This window comes from Kaistia soli DSM 19436 (assembly GCF_900129325.1).
In the GTDB taxonomy this organism is placed as follows: domain Bacteria; phylum Pseudomonadota; class Alphaproteobacteria; order Rhizobiales; family Kaistiaceae; genus Kaistia; species Kaistia soli.
Genome location: NZ_FQUP01000001.1, coordinates 1,293,511 through 1,315,713 on the forward strand (window position 1 = coordinate 1,293,511; position 22,203 = coordinate 1,315,713).

Below are 22,203 nucleotides of genomic sequence, written 5' to 3' on the forward strand. Positions count from 1 at the left end.
GGCCGCGACACGCCACTGACGGCGGATCGCGGCCCTTCAAACGACGAGGTCGAGACTGACGTCAGTTGTTGGCATTCCGCAAGCTAGCGTCGAGTTTGGCCTGGAGCGTTGCCGCCTGCTCCGGCGTCAGCTTCGGCGGATCGATGGTGATCTTCAGGCCGTCAATCGTGCCGGCGAAGTCGAACGGCACCTGGTAGTCGGGGCTGACGGCCGTCAGCGTGTCGGCGCCGATATCAAAGCTCTCGTCGATCGGCATCAGCAGCGGGATGGTCTGATCCATCTTCTGCTCCGCCACGACCGCACCATCCACCTTGAAGGTGCCCATGCCGCCATGACCGATCCCCGAAGTGTCGTTGAAGGCAAGCGTTGCGAATCCGAGACCGTCATAGGCGAAGTCAAATTCGAGCGTGTGCTTTCCGGGTGCCAGCGCGGAGGGTCCCTCCCAGCGCATCTGCTTCAATCCAAGCAAGTTCCAGACAAAGACCGGCTTGCCCTTGAGCAGATAGAGCCCATAGCCGCCGAACCGGCCGCCGAACGTATTGATCATGCCTTCGGTGCCGGTCTCCGGAACCGTGATGTCGGCCTTGATCGTGTAGGATGTGTTGAGCACGTTGGGAGCCGACGAACGCGGTATGCCGGTCAGGCGGCGGCCCGAATAGTCGAATTCCGTCCGGCCGGCGGTGACGCTCGGCCGTGGAGCGACGAGACGTGTCGCCAGGGAAGAATCGAGCGGCAACACCTGATGGCTGGCCAGTTCGGTCCACAGCCGGTCCTGCATTTCGCGAAGCTTGTCGGGATTCGTGGCGGCAACATCGGTATTTTGCGTCCAGTCCTTGCTCGTGTCGTAGAGTTCCCACTTGAAGGCATTGGACGGAGCCGCGATTGCAGGACCGGACAGGTTCCAAGGATCGTTGAGCGGGGGGGTCGACAGCATCCAGCCGTCATGCCAGAGCGCCCGCATGCCAAACATCTCGAAATACTGCGTGCGGTGCCGGGTCGGCGAGTCGGTATTCGCCTTGTCGAAGGTATATGCGAGGCTCGTGCCTTCGATCGGCTTCTGGGCAACGCCATCGACGACGGCGGGGGCCGGAATGCCGGTTGCTTCAAGCAAAGTCGGCACGATGTCGATCACATGGGCGAATTGGTTGCGGACGCCACCTTTGTCCTTGATCACTGCCGGCCAGGAGATGGCCATTCCCTGACGCGTTCCGCCGAAATAGGACGCGATCTGCTTGGTCCACTTGAACGGCGTGTCGAAGGCCCAGGCCCATGGGACGGCCATGTGGGGATAAGTCTGGTCTGTGCCCCAGGCGTCGTACCACTTCATCTGCGCGGCGACCGGAAGATAGACGCCGTTGAAGACGAGCCCCTCGTTCGGCGTTCCATTCGGCGTCCCCTCCGCGGAGGCGCCATTGTCGCCGCTGATATAGATGATCAGCGTGTTGTCGAGCTTGCCCATGTCCTGGACGGCCTGGATCACCCGTCCGATCTCATGGTCGGTATAGGCGAGATAGGCGGCATAGACTTCGGCCTGGCGGATAAAGAGCTTCTTGTCCTCGTCGCCAAGCTGGTCCCAGTTCTTGAGAAGTCCGTCCGGCCAAGCGGTCAGCTGGGCAGATTGCGGAATGACGCCGAGTTTCTTTTGGTTGGCGAAGATCGTGTCGCGAAGATTATTCCAGCCGCCATCAAAGAGATGCATCGCGTGGATCTTGTCGATCCATTCCGGCGTCGGATGATGCGGCGCATGCGTGCCGCCCGGAACATAATAAAGGAAGAATGGCAGCGTCGGATCGATGGAGTTCAACTGGTCCATCCAGCCAATGGCATCATCCGCCATTGCGGTGATCAGGTTCCACTGCGGATGTCCTTGGAAGGGATAGATCTGCGTGGTGTCCAGGAAAAGGTTCGGCTGCCACTGGCTCGTATCGCCGCCATTGAAGCCGTAATAGTGTTGGAAGCCCAAGCCATTCGGCCACTGGTCGAACGGGCCGGCCTGGCTCTGGGCATAATCGGGCGTGTTATGGTTCTTGCCGATCCAGGCCGTGCGATAGCCGTTTTCGAGCAGAATCCGCCCAATGGTTGCGTTCTCGGGCCCGATCGTGGCGTTGTAGCCCGGAAAGCCGGTCGACTGTTCAGCCACCACGCCGAACCCGACCGAATGGTGGTTCTTGCCGGTGATGAGGGCGGCGCGGGTTGGCGAGCAGAGCGCGGTCGAGTGGAAGTTCGTATAGCGCAGACCGTCCGCCGCGATGCGATCGAGCGAAGGCGTCGGAATGACCCCGCCGAACGTCGAGGGCGCCGAGAAGCCGACATCATCCGTCATGATCAACAGAATGTTCGGTGCGCCCTTGGGCGGCACGATGCGCGGCGCCCAGGCTGGAACGGACTGCAATGCGTTGAGATCGATATGGCCGGCAAAGGGCGTTGGCGGATTGGGCAGGACACGGCCGTCAACCGTGGTCGTGGCACCTGGGCTTCCCGGCACACCGCTCGCCTGCAACGCCTCTGGTTGTCCTGCTGGCAAGCCTGCCGACTGCGCCCAAGCGGCCGGCACGAACGCCAGCAGCACCAGCGCGACCATGATCATTCGTGGCCTCGAAGCGTTCATGAATGTCCCCCCGGACTCCAGCCCATTGCCGGATAGCAATGCCGCGAACTTCCCTGGCTGTCCTTGCTACAGATCAAGAAACAGCCAGGGAGGGGTCACGGCATTCGGAGACAATCTTAACGCCTGCGCCAGATTCCAGTTTGCCTTTTCCCGACAGGACAGTCGTTCACTTGCCCAAGATCACGTATCGGCAGGCGCGGTCAGCCCGACATCACAAGAAATGCCAGGATCACGAAAGACGAAATCGCGGCGAGGACGAGAGCGACGGCCGGGGCATGCCGGAGCGGGCTGCGGTCGAATTCGTGAAGTCCATCACCGGCATCCTCGTCGAAACCTTCGGCCAGACGCGGCACGAAGCGTCGTGGCACGGGACGGGGCGAATTCCCTGCATCTGTGGTGCAGAAGAGCGGCGCGAGCGCCCATACATCCGCGGCAGGCAATCGAGCCATCGGCATCGAGGGCGTCATCGAAGCCACGAATTTTCCTGATGCCTGCACGATGGGCTCCTCGACCGTCGGCGACGGACCAAGGGTTTCGTCGCCGTCCGAAACTGATCGTGAATTGATAAGTGGGAATTTTTCCCACGTCAAGATCTCATTGCGCCGCGGTTCCTCGGTTGACCGCTCGCGGTTTGAGCCTGGGTTTGCAATCGGGATGGGCTGCCGAGGCGCTTCCTCAACAAAAAAGAGCCAAAACGGTACCGGTCGGCGCAAGAAAGTATCGGTCGGCGGACGATTGATCGTGGCTTCGGCTGGATGTGGCTCCTAGAGTTCCGGCTTGTCCCGGTTTGTCGCGAGGAGAGCGGTCCGGGAAGGGGTGGAGCCATGACCAGACTGGACAGAACGATGACCGCCGTGGTTTGCCACGGTCCGCGCGACTATCGCGTCGAACGGGTCGGCAAGCCGGAACCGGGACCGCGCGAGATCGTCGTGCGTATTGCCGCCTGCGGGATCTGCGCGGGCGACTGCAAATGCTGGGCCGGCGCGCCGATGTTCTGGGGCGGGGACAGCCCTTACGTGAAGCCGCCGGTGATCCCGGGCCACGAATTCTTCGGCACCGTTGAGGCGCTTGGCGAGGGCGCCGGCGAGTACCATGGCGTCCAGATCGGCGACATGGCGATCGCCGAGCAGATCGTGCCATGCGACCGCTGCCGGTTCTGCCGTTCGGGGCAATACTGGATGTGCGAGGTGCACAACATCTTCGGCTTCCAGCGCCAGGTCGCCGATGGCGGCATCGCCGAATACATGCTCTATCCGGCGACGTCGATCGTCCACAAGATCCCGGCCGACATGCCGCTCGAGGACGCGGCGATCATCGAGCCGCTCTCCTGCGCCATCCACACGGTCAATCGCGGCGATATCCAGCTCGACGACGTCGTGGTGATCGCCGGCGCCGGCCCGCTCGGCTTGCTGATGACGCAGGTCGCACGCCTGAAGACGCCGAAGAAGCTCATCGTCATCGACATGGTCGACGAGCGCCTGGCACTCGCGCGGCGCTATGGCGCCGACCTCGTCATCAATCCAGGCCGCGAAGACGCCGACGCGATCGTGCGCGGGCTGACGGGCGGCTATGGCTGCGACGTCTATATTGAGAACACCGGCCACCCGAGCGGCGTGACGCAGGGCCTCAAGATGATCCGCAAGCTCGGCCGCTTCGTCGAGTTCTCTGTGTTCGGTTCGGAGACAACGGCCGACTGGTCGATCATCGGCGACCGCAAGGAACTCGACATCCGCGGCGCCCATCTTGGTCCCTACTGCTATCCCATCGCCATCGATCTCCTGTCGCGCGGGCTCGTCACCTCCCAGGGCATCGTCACGCATTCTTATGCGCTCGAGGACTGGGATGAGGCGCTGAAGATGGCCGTTTCGCTCGACTCGATCAAAGTCCTGATGCGTCCCGGGTATCGGCCGAATACATGAGCGAAAGCTACGACTACATCATCGCGGGCGGCGGATCGGCTGCCTGCGTCGCGGCGATGCGGCTGGTGCGCGATCACGGATTCCGCGTGCTTCTGGTCGAGAGGGGCCCGGCGAAGACGGCCCGCGTGATGCGCATGCCGGCCGGATATATGAAATATCTCGGCCGCGACGACTATCTCGAGATGCACAAGACCGCCGCACAGCCCCGGCTCGGCGGGCGGGCGCCGATCGTGCCGCAGGCGAAGGCCCTCGGCGGCGGCAGCGCTGTCAACGCGATGGTCTATATGCGTGGCCAGCGCGAGGATTACGACGGCTGGGACGCGATGCTGGGCGGTGGGTCGGGCTGGTCCTATGACGACCTGCTGCCGCATTTCCGCACCCTCGAACGTAACGCGAAATTCAACGATGCCTATCACGGCATCGACGGGGGCCTGCGTGTCTCCGATCCCGGCAGTCTCTGCGACACGACGCAGGACTTCATTCTTGCCGCGCAGGGCGCCGGCATCCCCTACAATCCCGATTTCAACGGCGCCCGGCAGGCGGGCGTCGGCGTGATGCAGCACACGATGGGCCTTTTGAACGGCCGCATGGAGCGCTGCGACGCCGTCACGGCCTTCCTGTCGACCGTCATAGGCGATCCACGCCTCACCGTGATCACCGGCGCCCGCGTTGACCGCATCCTGTTCACGGGCAATCGCGCCACGGGCATCGCCTGGACTGGCCCCGGCGGTGCAGGCTCAGCCACCGCGACGCGCGAAGTTCTGGTCGCGGCCGGCAGCTACAACACGGCGAAGCTGCTGATGCTCTCTGGCATCGGCCCGGCGGCGCATCTGCGTGAACATGGTCTTGACGTCGTCGCCGACCTTCCGGTCGGGGCCATGCTGCAGGATCATCACGAGGTCCCCGTTATCGCCACCACCAAGGCAGCGAGCGGCTATTTCGGGCAGGACCGCGGCTGGAACATGATCCGCAACGGGTTGCAGTATCTCTTGTTCAATACCGGACCCGTGACGACGACGGGCATCGAATCCTGCCTGTTCTACGATCCGGATGGCGGCGAACGGCCAACGATCCAGCTTTATTGCGCGCCGATCGTTTATCTCGATCGCGACGTTTCCTCGGCCGAGCCGACCCATGGCGTCACCCTCACCTCATGCCTGCTGAGGCCGAAGGCGCGCGGCAGCGTCAAGCTGCGCTCTGCAGACCCGGACGCCATGCCGCTTGTCGATGCCAACTTCTTCGGCGATGCGGATGATCTCCGCCTGACCATCGCTTCGCTGCGCTTTGCGCGAAAGCTGCTCGCGACGTCGCCGCTCGCCGAAAAGATCGGCACTGAGCTGCTGCCGGGCGCGGCGACCGTCGACGACGCGGCGCTCGCCGCCTATTGCGGCAAGACGGTCAAGACCAATTACCACCCGATCGGCACGGCGCGCATGGGCCGGGACGGCGATCCGGGCGCGGTTCTGGATATCCGTCTGCGGGTGCGCGGCATCGAGGGCCTGCGGGTGATCGACTGCGCCGCGATGCCGGCGATCCCCTCAGGCAATACCAATGCACCGGTCATGGCGCTGGCCAGCCGCGCTGTGGACTTCATCGCCGCCGAAGCCAGGGCCTCCGCGCCGGCCGCAGCGGTTGCGTGACAAAAGCTGGGCCCGGATTTATTTCGGGCCCAGTAATACGCAAATGTCGCTAGAGTGACTGTCCGCTGTGACGGCCTGCCGGAGCAACGGGCGAGAACGGGAGCACGAGGCACGACAAGGCGCGAAGACAAGCGCTGCGGCCGCGGCTCGCCAGGGAGAGATGATCATGGGCTTCGAGCGCCGAATCGTGCCTGATTTCGAGGTGATCGTGTGTGCACCGGAGGAATCCTTCCGGTGGAACGTGCATGACTACCCGCACCATCTTGCCAAGTGGCACTATCATCCCGAATACGAACTTCACCTCATCCAGCACAGCGCCGGCGAGATGATGATCGGCGATTATGTGGGCGGGTTCGAGGCCGGCAGCCTGGTGCTGACCGGGCCAGGGGTGCCGCACAACTGGGTCAGTCGGATCCAGCCGGGCGAGCGCGTCGCCAATCGCGACATGCTGATCCAGTTCAGCCAGGAATTCGCCGACAAGGTTGCCGGTCTCTGTCCCGAATTCGATGTCGTCGGGGACCTCTTCGAGGACGCGGCGCGCGGCATCGAGTTTTCCGGCGCGACGGCCGAGGCCGGGCGGCGGCTGCTGTTGTCGATCGGCAGCGCCCATGGCGCCGCAAGGCTGCTGCTGTTCCTCGAACTGATGACCGTTCTCGCCCGCAATCCGCGCGAACGGCGCATCCTGTCGCGGGCAGCGCCTGCGCCGGGCCAGCAGGTGCGCTCGTCCGAGAAGATCGAGACCGCCATCACCTTCATCCTGGAGAACTCGGCGCAGCCGATCCGCTTGACGCAGCTCTCGGCCCTTTGCGGCATGGAGGCGACCGCGTTCTCGCGCTTCTTCAAGAAGCAGACGGGCCACACCTTCGCCCGCTACGTGAACTGCATGCGGGTGCACGCCGCCTGCAATCTCTTGGCAAGCTCCGACATGCCGATCACCGATATCTGCTTCGAGGTCGGCTTCAACAACATCGCCAATTTCAATCGACAATTCGTAAAGATCTGCGGACGATCGCCTTCTGCCTATCGCCGGGATGCGCGCCGCATCGGGCAGGCGCCGCGGCCGGAGGCTCTTGCCGAGGTCAGAGTCTAGTTTCTTGGCCCACTTTGCTGCGCCTGGCAGCAAAATTGTACAGATGCGGTTTCGAATGTGCGTAGCAAGGAAACAGACCCTCTCCTAGAGTCGAGATCGAGCAGCCTCTATCGGAATACACGAGGCTTGGAGGAAGTCGGGCTGCTCGGGACCAAAGTTCAATCGGGCGTGTTTCCCTGAACTCGGGGAATAAAGACAACAAGGGCAGGCTTTGCTTCGGATGGCGTGTTGATCGCCGCGTCCGTCGAGGCTGAATCTTTGTCCGTCGCGCCACGAAATCGAGGGAGGACATGGAATGTCAGGTTTGAAGCGAATGTTGCTCGGCGCGGCCGTTGCCGGGCTTCTGGTCGGTGCCGGCCCGGCGCGGGCCGATTTCTGGTCGGACGCAGCCAAGGGGCTCGAAGGGACGACCATCCATGGCGTTTCGGAAAGCACGCCGCCGTCCAACTATGTGAAGGACGTGCTCGCGCCGGCCTTCACCAAGGCGACCGGCATCAAGGTCGAGTTCGAGGCAACGTCCTGGGACCAGATGTATGACAAGGCGATCAAGGACATGGAGGCCAATACCGGCATCTATGACTTCGTCTATATCGAGCAGGACATCGTCTACTCCTACCTGTCGCGCGATTTCCTCGTCGACATCACCAAGTCGCTCGCCGAAAAGCCGAACCTCAAGGCTCCCGATTTCGACCCGGCGATGTTCACGACCTTCGTGAATTACTTCAAGGGCGACAAGGGCGACATCTTCGGCGTTCCGATGGAGGCCTTCATCAAGGTCTATCTCTACCGGAAGGACCTGTTCGAGGATCCGGCGGCCAAGGAAGCCTTCAAGGCGAAATACGGCTACGACCTTGCCGTCGCCAAGACGCACCAGCAGTACAAGGACATCGCCGACTTCTTCACGGCCTGGGGCAAGGAAAAGGGCATCGAGCTCTGGGGCTCGACCGTCCAGGCCCACACCGGGCACCCGGCGTCCTGGTACGAGTTCTTCGAGAGCATCGCGCCGACCTTCGGCGTCTATAACTGGGGCATCGACGCTTCCAAGAATTATGCCGCGACCGTCGAGCATGGCGGCTCGATGAACAGCCCCGAGTCGAAGAAAGCGCTCGAATACTGGCTGAGCCTCCTGCCGGATGCACCGCCGGAATCGACGGCCAGCACCTGGGATGAAGTTGCGGCGACCTTCGCCGCAGGCCGCACCGCCCAGGGCCTCGTCTATGGCGAAAACGCCGCCTGGATCGCCACCAACGACACCAAGTCGAAGGTTGTCGGCAAGGTCGGTGTCGCGCTGCCGCCGCTCGAGCCGGGCGTGCTCGAAGCTGCCGAAAGCGGCAAGGGCTATATCGGCTATTATGATGGCGGCGCCTTCGGCATCCCGCACTCCTCGAAGAACAAGGACGCGGCGCTGCTGTTCCTTGAATATATCGCGCAGCCGTCCGTGCAGGCCGACTGGGCGGTCGCCGGCTCCCGCATCACGCATCAGGCGACCTATGACGATCCGAAGGTCGTCGCGCAGGATGCCAAGACCGACGGCTACTACACGCTGATGAAGAATGACGGCCGCCTGTTCGCAGGCGCCCCGCCCTACCCGTTCCATGCCCAGGTCCGTGAGGCCACGGCGCCATTCTTCTATCAGGCGATCACTGGCGAGCTCTCGGCTTCCGACGCCCTCGACCAGATGGCGGCGGCGGCTGAAAAGGAACTGACCAAGCTCGGCTACCGCAAATAGGCCGAACGTCCGGCGCGGTCCGAACGGATCGCGCCGGCCCCTCGCGCGAGCCGTCTCCCTGTCGGCTCGCGCCCTTTTACCGCCCGGCCGTCTCAGGAGACCTCGCTCCATGCGCCCCCAATCCGTCGGCTGGCTGTTCATGGCTCCGACCCTCGTCATCCTTTTCGTCTTCGGTGTGCTGCCGTTCGTCTATGTGCTGGTCATCTCGTTTTTTGACTGGAACTCGTTCGCGGCCGACCCGACGATGCGCTTCAGCGGCGTGCAGAACTATCGCGACCTGGTGTTCGACACCGGCTATCTGATGTCGCTCTGGAACACGCTGAAGTTCGGCGTCTTCGCCGTGGCGAGCGAGATCGTGCTTGGCTATTTCCTGGCCCAGCTGTTCATGCGGAACTTCCCGCTGAAGAGCTTCTTCCGCACCATTCACACGCTGCCGCTGATGATCGCGCCGGTCGCCGTCGGCGCGACGTGGCGGCTGATGACTGTTCCGGGGCTCGGACCGATCCCCTATTATCTCGATAAGTGGTTCGGCTACGACTATCTGATCAGTCGCTATGCGGGGCAGGCCTTCTTCACCACCGTCGTGATGGATGTCTGGCACTGGACGCCGCTCGTCACGCTGACACTCCTCGCCGCCCTCTCGTCGATGCCGAAGGAGCCGTTCGAGCAGGCCCAGATCGACGGCGCCAACAAGCTGCAGACCTTCTGGTACGTGACGCTGCCGCTCCTGAAACCCGCAATCCTCGCGGCGGTGTTCATCCGCCTGATGGATGCCATGCGCACCGTCGACGAGGTCTGGATGCTCACGGGCGGCGGACCTGCCGCGGCGACACGCTATGTCGGCCTCTATATCTGGCGCGTCGTATTCCCGAAGACCGATTACGGCTACGGCTCGGCGATGTCCCTGATCACCCTCTATCTCACCATCGTGATGTGCTGGCTGCTCTATGCCGGTCTTGTCGCCCGCCGCGATCTGAGGAAACCCGAATGAAGCGCGACCGCAAAGGCCTGTCCCTGCTGTTCTGGCTCTTCTCCAGCCTGATCACGCTGTTCCCGATCTACTGGATGTTCGTCGTATCGGCGAAGAGCCGCGTCGAGCTGTTCGGCGCCCCAACCTTCCTGATCAAAAGCTTCTTCTCCGAGAATTACTGGGCGACGCTGACCAATACGAGTTTCCAGGGCTACATGTTCAATTCGATCGTCATCGCGACGTCGAACGCCCTGCTCGTGACGACGCTGTCGCTGTTCGCGACCTATGCCCTTTCCCGCTACAAGCTGTCGGGCAAGGAAAACATCTTTTTCTGGACGATCACCAACCGCATGGCGCCGCCGGCGGCCTTCCTGCTGCCGCTGTTCCTGCTCTACACGCAGGTGTTCGTCGTCGGCGACTGGAAGATGTTCGACACGCGCATCGGCCTGATCCTGCTCTACTGCGTCTTCAACCTGCCCTTCGCGATCTGGACCATGCGCGGCGTCGTCGACGCCATTCCGCAGGAACTCGACGAGGCCGCCTTCGTGGACGGCGCCAGCACCTGGCAGGTGATCCTCCATGTCATCCTGCCGCTGGCGCGGCCGGGCCTTGCCGTCACCGGCATCCTGACCTGGGTGTTCGCCTGGAACGAATATCTCTTCGCCGCGACGCTGACGAGCGTGCATGCCCGCACCATCACCACGGGTCTCGCCGAATTCGTCACCGTGACCGGCACCAACTGGGGCCAGATGGCGGCCACCGCGATGCTGACGCTCATTCCTGCGATCATTTTCCTGTCGCTGGTGCAGAAGCATATCGTCGCGGGCCTGACCTTCGGCGCCGTCAAGGGATGACCGCAATGAGTGACGACGTTCCTCTCCGCCGCGCCGCGCCGCAGGGTTTCCTGCCGATCCATACAAATGCCTTCGACCGGGTGTTCGTCTCGGTCGTGTGCTTCGTCGCCATCCATCTCTTCTGGATGCGCTTTCTCGAACAGGACATTTCGCTTTATGTGGCGACGGTGCTGTCCGTGATCCTCGGAGCCATCATCATCGCCCGCGGCTGACCTTTTCGAGGCCGGCGCATGCGGCAACCGATTCAACCAAAGCGGCTCGCGGGCCTTCCCGCGCCGCGCCAATTGGAGTGACGACCTTGCAGGCGCTCGTTCTCGAGGAAAAGAACCGCTTGTCGCTGCGCGACTTCCCGGTCGAGGAAACGCTCGGGCCGCGCGATGTCCGCATCAAGCTGAAGACGGTCGGCATCTGCGGCAGCGACGTCCACTACTACACCCACGGCGCGATCGGGCCCTTCGTCGTGCGCGAGCCGATGATCCTCGGCCACGAGGCCTCGGGCGTCATCGAGGAAGTCGGCAGCGACGTCACCGAGCTTGCCGTCGGCGACCGCGTCTGCATGGAGCCCGGCATTCCCGAGCCCGCGTCGCGCGCCGCCCGGCTCGGCCTCTATAATCTCGATCCGGCCGTGCGCTTCTGGGCGACGCCGCCGATCCATGGCGTTCTGCGCCCCTCGGTCGTCCACCCGGCCGACTTCACCTTCAAGCTGCCCGACAATGTTTCCTTCGCCGCCGGCGCGATGGTCGAGCCGCTCGCCGTCGGCGTGCATGGCGCCACAAAGGCGCAGGTTAAGCCGGGCGATGTCGCCATCGTCATCGGCGCGGGCCCGATCGGCCTCGTCACCGTCCTTGCCGCGCTTGCCGCCGGCTGCGCGCGCGTCATCGTCAGCGACGTCGACGATACCAAGCTCGCGATCGCCGAGAAGCTCGGCGCCGTGACGGCGGTCAACGTTGCCCGCACGCCGCTTGTCGAGGCCGTGAAGGCGGAGACGGCCGGCTGGGGCGCCGATATCGTGTTCGAATGTTCGGGCAACGCTCGCGCGGCGGCGGCGGTGTTCGAGCCGCTCTGCCCCGGCGGCAAGGTGGTGTTCATCGGCATTCCGCTCGAGCCGATCCCCTATGACGTCGCCGGCGGCCAGATCAAGGAAGTCCGCGTCGAGCATGTCTTCCGCTACGCGCATGTCTATCCGCGCTGCGTCGGCATGCTCGCATCCGGCGCGATCGACGTCTCGTCGCTGATCACCCGCACATTCCCCTTCTCGGCCAGCGTCGAGGCCTTCGAATATGCCGCGACGTCGCCAGCCGGCGAGGTCAAGATCCAGATCGAGATGCCGGACTGAACGGCACGGCCTGACAGCGGGAGGCGCGGATGTATCTCGAAAAGCTGCGGCTCGACGGCCGCGTCGCCGTCGTCACGGGCGGCGGGCGCGGCATTGGCCTCGCCATCAGCGAGGCGCTGGCCGAAGCCGGCGCCCATGTCATCATCGCCGACATGGACGCCGAGATCGCGGCCGCGGGCCAGGCGAGCCTCGCCGAGAAGGGCTTTCCGGCCGACGTCGTCGAACTCGATGTCACCAAGCCGGCCGACGTCACAGCCGCCGCCGACGCGATCTTCGCCCGGCACGGCCGCATCGATATCCTGGTCGCCAATGCCGGCATCGCCCGCTCGGGCGTTGCCGCCGAGGACACCACCGACGAGCACTGGCTCAGCGTCATCGACGTCAATCTCAATGGCGTCTTCTGGTGCAATCGCGCCTTCAGCCGGCACATGCTGGCGGCCGGGCGCGGCGCCATCGTCAATATCGGCTCGATGTCCGGCTTCATCGTCAACCGGCCGCAGAACCAGTCCTATTACAACGCCTCCAAAGCGGCGGTGCATCATCTCACCAAGTCGCTCGCAACGGAGTGGGCCGCGCGCGGCGTCCGCGTCAATGCGGTGGCCCCGACCTATATCGAGACGCCGCTGATGAAGTTCGCCTGGGATGTACCGGGCATGGTCGAAGGCTGGCTCGAGGATACGCCAATGGGCCGGCTCGGGCAGCCACACGAAATCGCCTCCGTCGTGCATTTCCTTGCCTCGGACGCGGCAAGCCTCATGACCGGATCCATCGTTCAAGCCGATGCCGGCTTCACCTGCTGGTAGGTTCAAGGAGTCTTTCGAAATGGAATTCAGCGGCAAGAGTGTCATCGTCACCGGCGCCGGCAAGGGTATCGGCCGGGCGACGGCGAAGATGCTGGCGGCGCGCGGCGCCGAGGTGATCGCCCTCTCGCGCTCGCAGGCGGATCTCGACAGCCTCGCAAGCGAGATCGGCTGCCGCGGCATCGCCGTCGACCTCGCCGATGCCGCGGCGACCCGCCAGGCGGCGCTCGAGGCGCTGCCGGCCGATCTTCTTGTCAATTGCGCCGGCACGACCGCGCTCGATCCGTTCCTCGACGTAACCGCCGAGACGTTCGACATGATCTATGCGGTCAACACCCGCGCGCCGATGATCGTGGCGCAGGAATATGCGCGCGACCGCGTCGCCAAAGGCGTTCCCGGCGCGATCGTCAACGTCTCCTCGATGGCGTCGTTTTTCGGCATTCCCGATCACGCCGCCTATTGCGCCTCCAAGGGCGGCCTCGACGCCTTGACCCGCGTGATGGCCAACGAACTCGGCCGCCACGGCATCCGCGTCAACGCGGTCAACCCGACCGTGACGCTGACGCCCATGGCCGTGAAGGCCTGGAGCGACCCGGCCAAGGCAGGCGGCATGCTCTCGCGCATCCCCGTCGGCCATTTCGCCGACCCGGACGAGGTCGCCGAAGTCATCCTGTTCCTTCTGACCGACCGCGCCTCGATGATGAACGGCGTCGCCATGCCGGTCGACGGCGGCTTCATGGTGACATGAGGCGGCAGGATCGGTCCTACCGGCAGCAGACCTCTCTGACATAGGTATTGCCGAAGGTAAGCACGCTGTCCGCGGGAACGAGCGCGCGCGCCTTCAGCTGCCGGAGCGTGGCGACTCCGACGTCCCTATCCAGAAACGACTCTCGTGTCGTGATCGCGAACCAACCGCTCGTCGTCACATAAGCGACGAGCGGCAAGCCGGCACCGAGCACATAGTCCCGTGCCTCGTCGAATGAGCCAGCGTCAACATCCTGCAATTCCAGCGAGAGGGAACCCGGCGCCATCCGCGTCGTTGCCCTACCAGACGGAGGCGCGTCAACCGGACGTGGCGGCAGAGGGAACAGGGTGATTTTTCCGGTTTCTTACCCTGGCCAACGCAAAGGCAGTCGAGCCCTTATCCCGCCCGCCTCCGTCAACTCTCTTGCTTCCAACCCATCCCCGGCAACCTCACGCCAATCAGGCATGGTGCGTCGGCAGCGGGGCGTCGCTTTTCAGCGTCTCCATCGAAATATAGGCCGAGACGTCGTGCAGGCGGATGCGGTGGACGAGTTGCTTGTAGATGACGTCGTAATATTCGACGTTCGGCAAAACGATCTTCAATATGTAGTCGAAATTGCCGGTGAGGCGGTGAACCTCGACGATCTCGGGAATATCGGCCGCGACCGCGCGGAGCCGTTCCAGCCAGTCTGCCGTGTGCTCGCTGGTGCGCAGCAGCACGAACATCGTCGTCGGAAGGCCCATCCGGCGCCGATCGACCTCAGCGGTCGTCCGAAGGATATAGCCCTCCTCGCGCAGACGCGTGATCCGCCGCGAACAGGCCGAGGGCGAGAGATTGACCGCTTCGGCGAGCTGCGCGACGGATGTTTCTGCGTCCTGCTGCAGCAGGGACAGAAGCTTGCGATCGCGATCATCGAGCATCACCGTCTCCAATCGATTCACGCACGCAACGCCACCCGCCGCGCAATCCAGATGCGCTATTTATGACGGCGGCGCTCACGGATTGCGCTAACTGCCGAACTTTCTCGAACGAACGGGCGCTTATTGCACAAGCAGCGCCCTAATATAGTCGTGGACAGGGAGTTTGGACATGACGGTTATCGGACTTATCGGCGGCATGAGCTGGGAAAGCTCGCTGATCTATTACCGGCTGCTCAACGAGCGGACGCGGGCGCGTCATGGCGGGCAGCGCTCGGCCGATATCCTGATGCGTTCGGTCGACTTCGAGACCATCGTGGCCCTGCAGAAGGCCGATCGCTGGGACGAGGCCGGCGCGGTGCTCGCCCAAGCGGCGGCGGGTCTCGAGGCCGGCGGCGCCGACTGCGTGTTGATTTGTACCAACACGATGCATCTCGTTGCGCCGGCCGTATCGCGGGCGCTGGCCGTGCCGCTGATCGATATCATCGCTGCGACCGGCGTTGCGGTTCGCACCGCAGGCTTTAAACGTCCCCTGCTTCTTTCCACGCGCTACACCGCCGAGCACGGCTTCTATGCTGAGCGCATGCAGGCAAGCGCCGGCATCGAGGTCATGACGCCGGCAAGCGCGGAGGCGCGCGGCCGCGTCCACGACATCATCTTTTCTGAACTCTGCCAGGGCATCGTCAGACCCGCGTCGCGCGAGGAGATGCGCCGCATCGTCGCCGACGGCGTGGCCGCGGGCGCGGACTGCGTCATCCTCGGCTGCACCGAACTCTGCCTTCTTGTCGATGACGAGAGTCTCGCCTGCCCCGTCTTCGATTCGACGGCGATCCATGTCGACGCGGCGCTGGCGTTTGCCGAAGGCGAAGCGGCGCCATCGATCGCCAGCGCTGCCTGAGCAACATCGCTATTAACTGAGCCCTGCGCCTCGCGCCTCGTCAGGTGCGGATCGTATAGTCTGCCGGCCGGCTCTGCGACAGCACGAGATCGACATTGGGCATGTCGTTGCCGTCGATCTTGGCGACCATCTCCTCCGGCGTCAGCTTGTAATGGGTCCACCGGTCCACGAGGCGTTGTCGCAAGACCTCGCGATCAGGCGCGATCATAGCCGTCGCGTCAAAGGAGAGGCTCCGCCAAGGTTCCCTGTCGAGGAGGAGGTAATTGCCCTCCGTGATGATGATCCGGGCGGTCCTCGGGATGATCCGGGCGCCTGCTCGGGCGATCTCGATGTCGCGATCAAAGACGGGGATCGCCACCTCGTCCTCGTCATCAGCCCGGAGCCGGCGGAGCATGTGGGCAAAGCCCGCGACATCAAATGTTTCGGGCGCGCCCTTGCGCGGCCGGAGGCCGCGAGGAACCAGCACGCGGTCGTCATAGTGGTAGCCATCCATCGCCAGCGTGGCCGCAACGCCCGGCGCCAGCGCGTCGATACGCTCCTCGAGGCGGGCGGCGGTGGTCGTCTTGCCCGCGCCGGGTGGGCCGGCCAGCGCCACGATCTGTCGCGCGCGATCCGCGCCGGCCACGAGCCGTTCCGCCAGTTCGTCGATCGTTATGGGATGCGCCATGGAGCCTCGTCCGTTGCCGGTGTCATTCATCGTGACCTTGCCGCGACCAGATCGCGCGCCAGACACCCGACGAGGCGGTCATAGTACGGCCAGCCGAGAAATTCACGCGGAAGCTGATGCGCGCTGATCATCGTCATCGAGGCCGGCGCCCGCCCGGCGCCAGAACAGCGCACCGCCTGAGGCGTGGCGCCCATGACGTCAATCGATTGGTGTTGCTGAAAATGGAGCGGGTGAAGGGAATCGAACCCTCGTCATCAGCTTGGGAAGCTGCTTCTCTACCATTGAGATACACCCGCATACCAAGGCGCCGGAAAAGCTCCTGCCATCGCCGAGGCGCCCCGATCATGCTGGATGATCAGGGCAGATTCTTTTCTAGCCGCTTTGCCCCTGACTGATCAAGCGTGCCGGAAACAGGAAGTCGCCAGACGCGCTCGATCCACGGCTTGCACAGTCGATCCCATGCCTAGACGAGCGCGGGTTCGAGACCAGGCAGCCATTCGGCCAATGCGATCAGAACGGCCGTCAGACTCCAGGGGCGACGGGCAAAGCGGATGAGCCTCGCCAGATGCGGGTTCAGCGCACGGCGGCAGACGGCCATCTTCTGCACCGGCTGCCGCACGGTCCAGATCGACGTGCCTCCCGCCTGGAACAACGCGACAGACCCGGCTTCGAGGATGTCCCTATGACCATCCGCCGCGACCACCTCCACCTCACCCTTGGTGATGTAGACGGATTCTTCCCAGCCGAACGTCCAGCGGAAGCTGCCCTCGGTGCATCGCCAGAGCGACAGCGAGGAATAGCCATCTTCGCCGACACCGATCGGAATATAGTGGGCGATCGGATCGCCGGCGATGATCCAGGATGGATTGATCGGAGCCGGCCGCCAGTCGTTGCGCGCCGCATGGCCAACCGTGACGCTGCGTGACGGCCTGCCTGCCTGACTCCCGACAGCGCCGAGCGCCGAGAAACTTGTCTCCGACATCCTGCCTCCCTCACGCCGGCCTTTGCCGGCTTGTTGTTCTCCTCGACCGGCGGCACGACTATCATGGCGTGTGCGCCGCCGGCGACTGCGCGATTCAAACTTGCTTAGAATTTTCTTTAACCGACCGCAAAAACATCGTCCGATCCGTCGGCCGCACCAGGCCGCTCAGCGTGACGGCCAGGTCAAGTTGACGATCTCCGGCATGTCCTCGCCATGCTCGCGGACATAGCGAGCATGTTCGATCAGCTTGTCGCGGAAGCGTTGAATCACCGGCGCGGCACCGACGGCGAGGCCAGGCACGCGCTCGATCGCCGAAATGGCGAGATGGAAACGGTCGAGTTCGTTCATCACCGTCATGTCGAAGGGCGTCGTCGTCGTGCCCTCCTCGATGAAGCCGCGCACATGTAGACGTGCATGATTGGCGCGGCGATAGGTCAGGCGATGGATGAGCTGCGGATAGCCGTGATAGGCGAAGATCACCGGCTTGTCCTTGGTGAAGATCGTGTCGAACTGCCGGTCGGTGATGCCGTGCGGATGCTGTTCGTTGGACTGGAGCGTCATCAGGTCGACGACATTCACGACACGGATCCTCAATTCGGGCAGCGCCGTCCGAAGCAGATCGACAGCCGCCAGCGTCTCCAGCGTGGGCACATCGCCGGCGCAGGCCATCACCACATCGGGCTCCTCGCCGCCGCGTTCGGTCCCGGCGAAGGACCAGATGCCGATGCCGGCCTCGCAATGCGGCACGGCCTCTTCCATCGTCAGCCATTGCGGCGCCGGTTGCTTGCCCGCGACGATGACGTTGATGCGGTCATAGGTCCGGAGGCAGTGGTCCGTCGTCCAGAGCAGCGTGTTCGCGTCCGGCGGGAAATAAATACGGACGATGTCGGCCTTCTTGTTGGCGACGAGGTCGACGAAGCCCGGATCCTGATGGCTGAAGCCGTTGTGGTCCTGCCGCCAGACATGCGACGTCAGCAGGTAGTTGAGCGAGGCGATCGGCCGGCGCCAGGGGAGGCCACGCGACACCTTCAGCCATTTCGCATGCTGGTTGAACATCGAATCGACGATGTGGATGAAGGCCTCGTAGCAGGAGAAGAAACCGTGCCGGCCGGTGAGGAGGTAACCTTCCAGCCAGCCCTGGCACAGATGCTCCGACAGCACCTCCATGACGCGGCCATCCTGCGCGAGGTGATCGTCATAGCTCTCGATCTCCTCCATCCACACGCGGTCGGTGGTGGCAAAGACACCGTCAAGCCGGTTTGACGCCGTCTCGTCGGGACCCATGAGGCGGAAGTTGCGCGCCTCCGCATTGAGCGCGAAGACCTCGTTCAGGAAATTGCCCATGACGCGGGTCGCCTCGGCATCGACAGCGCCCGGCGCCGGGACGGCGACCGCATACTTGTGGAAGTCGGGCAGCTTCAGCTCGCGCTTCAGCGCGCCGCCATTGGCGTGCGGATTGGCGCCCATCCGGCGAGAACCCGAAGGCGCCAGCGCTTGCAGCTCGGGCATCAGGCGGCCCTCGGCGTCAAAGAGATCGTCCGGCTCATAGGAGCGCATCCAGGCATCGAGCAGCGCGAGATGACCGGCATTGTTGCGGACATTGGCGATCGGCACCTGATGGGCGCGCCAGAAACCCTCGACCTTCTTGCCGTCGACCTCTTTCGGACCGGTCCAGCCCTTCGGCGAGCGGAGGATGATCATCGGCCAGCGCGGCATCAGCGCAGAGGCGTCGCCCGACCGGGCAGCCGACTGAATGGCCGCGATCCGGCCGACGATCGTATCCAGCGTGCCGGCCATCGCCTGGTGCATCGCCTCCGGCTCATGGCCCTCGACGAAGAAGGGCTCGTAGCCGAAGCCGGTAAAGAGATGGGTGAGGTCCGCGTCGCTCATCCGCCCGAGCACTGTCGGATTGGCAATCTTGTAGCCGTTCAGATGTAGGATCGGCAGCACCGCGCCGTCGCGTTTCGGATTGAGAAACTTGTTCGAGTGCCAGGACGCGGCGAGCGGGCCGGTCTCCGCCTCGCCGTCGCCGACGACGCAAGCGACGATGAGATCGGGATTGTCGAAGGCAGCGCCAAAGGCATGGACCAGCGCATAGCCGAGTTCGCCGCCCTCATGGATCGATCCCGGCGTATCCGCCGATGCGTGGCTCGGAATGCCGCCCGGAAACGAGAACTGCCGCACCAGCTTCCGGAGGCCGTCGAGATCGCGGCCGATATCGGGATAGATCTCGCTATAGGAACCTTCGAGATAGGTGTTGGCCACCATGCCGGGACCGCCATGGCCGGGGCCGCAGACATAGATCATGTCGAGGTCATGCGCACGGATGACGCGGTTCAGATGCGCATAGATGAAATTGAGGCCGGGCGTCGTGCCCCAATGGCCGAGCAGCCGCGGCTTGATATGCGCGTTTGTAAGCGGCTCGCGCAGCAGCGGGTTATCGAGCAGGTAGATCTGGCCGACGGAGAGAAAGTTAGCCGCCTTCCAATAGCGGTGGAGCAGATCGAGCTCCCCGGCATCCAGCGGACCGTTTTCTGCCATGCTCGCCTCCTGTCATTCCAGCCGAAGCCGGCCGGCCGCCGTCGACCGGAGGCCACTAAGCAGGAGGAGGATGCGCCGGGCCTTGATCCCGATCAAGCGACGGCGCTGGGCGCCGGAACCTGATCGGCCCCGGCGGCCGCTTCGAAAGCCTCAGCGGCGGCCTCCGTGAGCGGATCGGCGAACAGCATCGCCGCCACTTTCGGGCTGAAGGTGAAGGTATCCAGACCGCGCGCAGCGAGACGCGCAAGATCATCCGCAGAGCGGAGGCTCGCGACCAGAATACGCGTCGCAGCGCCTGACTCGGCAACCAGATTGCGCATGGCGACGATCTCGCCCTCGCCATCTCGGCCGGCATCGTTCATGCGGCCGAAATAGGGAGCGGCGTAATCGGCGCCGATCGCGGCCGCGGTCAGCGCCTGATGCGCCGCATAGACTGCGGTGATCGTGACGCGCACGCCGTCTGCCTTCAGGCGCCCGGCCGCGAGGATGCCGTCAAAGGTCACCGGGATCTTCACCACGACGCGCGGATCGAGCGCCGCGATGGCGCGGCCATTACGTTCCAGCACGTCGGCCGTTCGGCCGAAGGTCTGGATCTGCATCTCGTTGGCGCCAAGGCTGAAGGCCGCATCGACCAGCGCAGGAAGCACCGCGAGGTCGCAAGGGATGCCGGCAGCGGCGAGCAGCGTTGGATTCGTGGTCACGCCATGAAACAGGCCGGTCGGCAGCCACTCGCGCCAGGCCGACTTCTCGGCCGTGTCGAGAAAAAGCCTCAGCCGTCCGCGATTGTCGTCTGCCGTCATGGTGCCGATCCTGCCGCTCGTTCAGGAGGCATAGACGATCAGGCCAAAACTTGCACGCGGCGTGCTGTCTCAGGCCATCGAAGCCCCTCAGATGGCGTCGCCGCCCTCGAAGCCGCCAAACAGCGCGTCGAGCACGCGCTTTTCGAGCGCGGCAAAGGCCGGCGTGCCGCGTCGGCGCGGCCGTGGCAGATCAACGGGCAAGTCGAGCGCAATGCGGCCGCCATCGATGAGGATGACGCGATCGGCAAGCGCGATCGCTTCCGAGACGTCGTGGGTCACGAGAAGCGCGGTGAAGCCTTGGTCGCGCCAGACGCGCTCGACCAGCGCCTGCATGGAAATACGGGTGAGCGCGTCGAGCGCCCCGAGGGGCTCGTCGAGCGCAAGAAGGCGCGGCCGGCTCACCAGCGCACGGGCAAGCGCGACGCGCTGCTTCTGGCCGCCGGAAAGCACCGAGGGCCAGGCGTCGCCACGCCCGTCGAGGCCCACATCGGCGAGCGCCTTCGCCGCCGCCGGGCGGCGGGTTGAACGCGTGCCGCTTCGGCCGAGCCCGACAGTGACATTATCGACAACCGTTGCCCAGGGCAGCAGTCGAGGCTCCTGGAACACGAACCGCGCCGTCGTGCCTTCAGGAATGTCGATCCGGCCGGACGTCGGTGTCTCCAGCCCCAATAGGAGCCGCAGCAAGGTGCTCTTTCCGCAACCGCTTTTGCCAACCACCGCGACGAACGAGCCCGGCGCGATCTCAAGATCGATCCCCCCGATCACCGGCGTCTCGCCGAAGCGCTTCGTGAGACCGGAGATCGCAACGCTCGCGCCGCTCGCGATCGGCGCCGCTTCCTGGAGAACCTCGAACGGAATGGGCTTGTCGCGACGGAGTGCTGCAGGCGGCCCGAGATGGGCGGCCGTCTCGATCATGGCCAGAGCATCGGCAAACATCTCACACTCCCTCGAAGGCAGGATTCCAGGCGAGTGTCCGCCTCTCCAGGACGCGCGCTACCGTGTCGGCGAGCTTGCCGAGCAGCGCGTAGATCAGGATCGACAACACGACGACGTCGGTCATCATGAATTCGCGCGCCTGCATCGCCATGTAACCGATGCCTGACGAGGCGGAGATCGTTTCCGCGACGATCAGCGTCAGCCACATGATGCCGAGACCGAAGCGGAGGCCGACAAAGATCGAGGGCAGCGCACCGGGAAGGATCACGCGGCTGAAGAGTTCGGCCCCGCTCATGCCATAGGTCTTGCCCATCTCGACGAGCTGCGGGTCAACGCTTCGAATGCCGTGCAGCGTGTTGATGTAGATCGGGAAGAAGACGCCGAGCGCGACGAGGAACAGCTTTGCCTGCTCGTCGATGCCGAACCACAGGATGACCAGCGGGATCAGGGCGAGATGCGGCACGTTGCGCACCATCTGCAGCGTCGTATCAGTGAATTGCTCGGAGAAGCGCGACAGGCCATTGGCGAGCCCGAAGGCAAAGCCAATCGCCCCGCCGATGAGAAAGCCGATGCCGGCGCGCCAGGCGCTGACGCCCATATTTCGCGCCAGCTCGCCTGAAACGGTGACACGCCAGAGCGCAGCCGCAACCGCCGTCGGCGCCGGCAGAATATTGGCCGGGATCACGCCGAGCCGGGACAGTGCTTCCCACCCGACGAGAAGCGTCGCGGGCAGGATCCAGCCGATGAGGCCACGGAAGCGCTTCATCGCGG

General features: G+C 64.2%; 21 protein-coding genes and 1 tRNA gene. 11 read left to right on the plus strand and 11 right to left on the minus strand.

All coding sequences use genetic code 11. The features are described 5' to 3' along the window. Nucleotides 1–61: 61 nt before the first annotated feature. Both BUB39_RS06385 and BUB39_RS06390 read right to left on the minus strand, forming a co-directional pair. Nucleotides 62–2,608, minus strand: coding sequence for an arylsulfatase (locus BUB39_RS06385; protein ID WP_073052121.1), 2,547 nt, complete (start codon nt 2,606–2,608; stop codon nt 62–64). A 200-nt stretch (nt 2,609–2,808) separates the two neighbouring features. After that, nucleotides 2,809–3,321, minus strand: a complete 513-nt coding sequence (locus tag BUB39_RS06390) for a hypothetical protein (protein WP_073052122.1) — start codon at nt 3,319–3,321, stop codon at nt 2,809–2,811. A 132-nt stretch (nt 3,322–3,453) separates the two neighbouring features. On the opposite strand from BUB39_RS06390, the gene BUB39_RS06395 reads away from it, so the two are divergent. From BUB39_RS06395 to BUB39_RS06440, 10 genes are all read left to right on the plus strand, one after another. After that, nucleotides 3,454–4,527 (plus strand): alcohol dehydrogenase catalytic domain-containing protein, encoded by a 1,074-nt coding sequence (locus BUB39_RS06395; RefSeq protein ID WP_244540162.1) that lies wholly within the window; start codon nt 3,454–3,456, stop codon nt 4,525–4,527. Further along, nucleotides 4,524–6,167 carry a GMC family oxidoreductase gene (locus tag BUB39_RS06400; RefSeq protein WP_073052124.1) on the plus strand — a complete coding sequence of 548 codons (1,644 nt, stop codon included), beginning with the start codon at nt 4,524–4,526 and terminating at the stop codon, nt 6,165–6,167. The genes BUB39_RS06395 and BUB39_RS06400 overlap by 4 nt, the downstream gene beginning before the upstream one ends. A gap of 166 nt (nt 6,168–6,333) precedes the next feature. After that, nucleotides 6,334–7,257 (plus strand): helix-turn-helix domain-containing protein, encoded by a 924-nt coding sequence (locus BUB39_RS06405; protein WP_073052824.1) that lies wholly within the window; start codon nt 6,334–6,336, stop codon nt 7,255–7,257. A 295-nt stretch (nt 7,258–7,552) separates the two neighbouring features. Further along, complete coding sequence (locus BUB39_RS06410) at nt 7,553–8,986, plus strand: ABC transporter substrate-binding protein (protein ID WP_073052125.1); 1,434 nt, start codon at nt 7,553–7,555, stop codon at nt 8,984–8,986. Between the two features lie 109 nt (nt 8,987–9,095). Further along, nucleotides 9,096–9,977 carry a carbohydrate ABC transporter permease gene (locus tag BUB39_RS06415; protein WP_073052126.1) on the plus strand — a complete coding sequence of 294 codons (882 nt, stop codon included), beginning with the start codon at nt 9,096–9,098 and terminating at the stop codon, nt 9,975–9,977. Next, complete coding sequence (locus BUB39_RS06420) at nt 9,974–10,810, plus strand: carbohydrate ABC transporter permease (RefSeq protein WP_073052127.1); 837 nt, start codon at nt 9,974–9,976, stop codon at nt 10,808–10,810. The genes BUB39_RS06415 and BUB39_RS06420 overlap by 4 nt, the downstream gene beginning before the upstream one ends. Before the next feature lie 5 nt (nt 10,811–10,815). Further along, nucleotides 10,816–11,022, plus strand: coding sequence for a DUF2160 family membrane protein (locus BUB39_RS06425; protein ID WP_073052128.1), 207 nt, complete (start codon nt 10,816–10,818; stop codon nt 11,020–11,022). An 86-nt stretch (nt 11,023–11,108) separates the two neighbouring features. Next, the gene (locus tag BUB39_RS06430) at nt 11,109–12,146 is read left to right on the plus strand and encodes an NAD(P)-dependent alcohol dehydrogenase (RefSeq protein WP_073052129.1); all 1,038 of its coding nucleotides are present in this window, start codon (nt 11,109–11,111) and stop codon (nt 12,144–12,146) included. A 29-nt stretch (nt 12,147–12,175) separates the two neighbouring features. Next, nucleotides 12,176–12,949, plus strand: a complete 774-nt coding sequence (locus tag BUB39_RS06435) for an SDR family NAD(P)-dependent oxidoreductase (protein ID WP_073052130.1) — start codon at nt 12,176–12,178, stop codon at nt 12,947–12,949. A 19-nt stretch (nt 12,950–12,968) separates the two neighbouring features. Then, on the plus strand, nt 12,969–13,694 hold the full coding sequence (locus BUB39_RS06440) for an SDR family oxidoreductase (protein ID WP_073052131.1): 726 nt from the start codon (nt 12,969–12,971) through the stop codon (nt 13,692–13,694). Nucleotides 13,695–13,710: 16 nt separating this feature from the next. Here the strand turns inward: BUB39_RS06440 and BUB39_RS06445 are convergent, their stop codons facing one another. Together BUB39_RS06445 and BUB39_RS06450 are read right to left on the minus strand one after the other, a co-directional pair. After that, the gene (locus BUB39_RS06445; protein WP_073052132.1) at nt 13,711–13,977 is read right to left on the minus strand and encodes a hypothetical protein; all 267 of its coding nucleotides are present in this window, start codon (nt 13,975–13,977) and stop codon (nt 13,711–13,713) included. A gap of 172 nt (nt 13,978–14,149) precedes the next feature. Further along, complete coding sequence (locus tag BUB39_RS06450) at nt 14,150–14,611, minus strand: Lrp/AsnC family transcriptional regulator (protein WP_073052133.1); 462 nt, start codon at nt 14,609–14,611, stop codon at nt 14,150–14,152. Nucleotides 14,612–14,780: 169 nt separating this feature from the next. Here BUB39_RS06450 and BUB39_RS06455 point away from each other — a divergent pair, with 169 nt between their 5' ends. After that, on the plus strand, nt 14,781–15,506 hold the full coding sequence (locus BUB39_RS06455; RefSeq protein ID WP_073052134.1) for an aspartate/glutamate racemase family protein: 726 nt from the start codon (nt 14,781–14,783) through the stop codon (nt 15,504–15,506). A 40-nt stretch (nt 15,507–15,546) separates the two neighbouring features. Here BUB39_RS06455 and BUB39_RS06460 read toward each other — a convergent pair whose 3' ends face one another. The 7 genes from BUB39_RS06460 to ssuC all read right to left on the minus strand — a co-directional run bounded on the left by BUB39_RS06460 (nt 15,547) and on the right by ssuC (nt 22,198). After that, the gene (locus BUB39_RS06460) at nt 15,547–16,173 is read right to left on the minus strand and encodes a nucleoside triphosphate hydrolase (protein WP_073052135.1); all 627 of its coding nucleotides are present in this window, start codon (nt 16,171–16,173) and stop codon (nt 15,547–15,549) included. A gap of 222 nt (nt 16,174–16,395) precedes the next feature. Next, nucleotides 16,396–16,469: transfer RNA gene (locus BUB39_RS06465), tRNA-Gly, on the minus strand. Nucleotides 16,470–16,636: 167 nt separating this feature from the next. Continuing rightward, nucleotides 16,637–17,155 (minus strand): cupin domain-containing protein, encoded by a 519-nt coding sequence (locus BUB39_RS06470; protein WP_073052136.1) that lies wholly within the window; start codon nt 17,153–17,155, stop codon nt 16,637–16,639. Nucleotides 17,156–17,320: 165 nt separating this feature from the next. Further along, entirely contained in the window at nt 17,321–19,696 is a 2,376-nt protein-coding gene (locus BUB39_RS06475) for a phosphoketolase family protein (RefSeq protein WP_073052137.1), read from the minus strand. 92 nt (nt 19,697–19,788) lie between these two features. Then, nucleotides 19,789–20,496 (minus strand): transaldolase family protein, encoded by a 708-nt coding sequence (locus tag BUB39_RS06480; protein ID WP_073052138.1) that lies wholly within the window; start codon nt 20,494–20,496, stop codon nt 19,789–19,791. An 87-nt stretch (nt 20,497–20,583) separates the two neighbouring features. Continuing rightward, entirely contained in the window at nt 20,584–21,432 is an 849-nt protein-coding gene (locus tag BUB39_RS06485) for an ATP-binding cassette domain-containing protein (protein ID WP_244540163.1), read from the minus strand. Between the two features lies 1 nt (nt 21,433). Continuing rightward, the gene (gene ssuC / locus BUB39_RS06490; RefSeq protein ID WP_073052139.1) at nt 21,434–22,198 is read right to left on the minus strand and encodes an aliphatic sulfonate ABC transporter permease SsuC; all 765 of its coding nucleotides are present in this window, start codon (nt 22,196–22,198) and stop codon (nt 21,434–21,436) included. Nucleotides 22,199–22,203 lie beyond the last annotated feature (5 nt).

Coding starts and splice junctions, on each gene's coding strand:
- BUB39_RS06425 (WP_073052128.1), top strand. CDS start 10,816: ATGAGTGACGACGTTCCTCTCCGCCGCGCCGCGCCGCAGGGTTTCCTG.
- BUB39_RS06470 (WP_073052136.1), bottom strand. CDS start 17,155: ATGTCGGAGACAAGTTTCTCGGCGCTCGGCGCTGTCGGGAGTCAGGCA.
- BUB39_RS06475 (WP_073052137.1), bottom strand. CDS start 19,696: ATGGCAGAAAACGGTCCGCTGGATGCCGGGGAGCTCGATCTGCTCCAC.
- BUB39_RS06480 (WP_073052138.1), bottom strand. CDS start 20,496: ATGACGGCAGACGACAATCGCGGACGGCTGAGGCTTTTTCTCGACACG.
- BUB39_RS06385 (WP_073052121.1), bottom strand. CDS start 2,608: ATGAACGCTTCGAGGCCACGAATGATCATGGTCGCGCTGGTGCTGCTG.
- BUB39_RS06485 (WP_244540163.1), bottom strand. CDS start 21,432: ATGTTTGCCGATGCTCTGGCCATGATCGAGACGGCCGCCCATCTCGGG.
- BUB39_RS06450 (WP_073052133.1), bottom strand. CDS start 14,611: ATGCTCGATGATCGCGATCGCAAGCTTCTGTCCCTGCTGCAGCAGGAC.
- BUB39_RS06455 (WP_073052134.1), top strand. CDS start 14,781: ATGACGGTTATCGGACTTATCGGCGGCATGAGCTGGGAAAGCTCGCTG.
- BUB39_RS06410 (WP_073052125.1), top strand. CDS start 7,553: ATGTCAGGTTTGAAGCGAATGTTGCTCGGCGCGGCCGTTGCCGGGCTT.
- BUB39_RS06405 (WP_073052824.1), top strand. CDS start 6,334: ATGGGCTTCGAGCGCCGAATCGTGCCTGATTTCGAGGTGATCGTGTGT.
- BUB39_RS06400 (WP_073052124.1), top strand. CDS start 4,524: ATGAGCGAAAGCTACGACTACATCATCGCGGGCGGCGGATCGGCTGCC.
- BUB39_RS06395 (WP_244540162.1), top strand. CDS start 3,454: ATGACCGCCGTGGTTTGCCACGGTCCGCGCGACTATCGCGTCGAACGG.
- BUB39_RS06445 (WP_073052132.1), bottom strand. CDS start 13,977: ATGGCGCCGGGTTCCCTCTCGCTGGAATTGCAGGATGTTGACGCTGGC.
- BUB39_RS06435 (WP_073052130.1), top strand. CDS start 12,176: ATGTATCTCGAAAAGCTGCGGCTCGACGGCCGCGTCGCCGTCGTCACG.
- BUB39_RS06460 (WP_073052135.1), bottom strand. CDS start 16,173: ATGGCGCATCCCATAACGATCGACGAACTGGCGGAACGGCTCGTGGCC.
- BUB39_RS06415 (WP_073052126.1), top strand. CDS start 9,096: ATGCGCCCCCAATCCGTCGGCTGGCTGTTCATGGCTCCGACCCTCGTC.
- BUB39_RS06440 (WP_073052131.1), top strand. CDS start 12,969: ATGGAATTCAGCGGCAAGAGTGTCATCGTCACCGGCGCCGGCAAGGGT.
- BUB39_RS06420 (WP_073052127.1), top strand. CDS start 9,974: ATGAAGCGCGACCGCAAAGGCCTGTCCCTGCTGTTCTGGCTCTTCTCC.
- ssuC (WP_073052139.1), bottom strand. CDS start 22,198: ATGAAGCGCTTCCGTGGCCTCATCGGCTGGATCCTGCCCGCGACGCTT.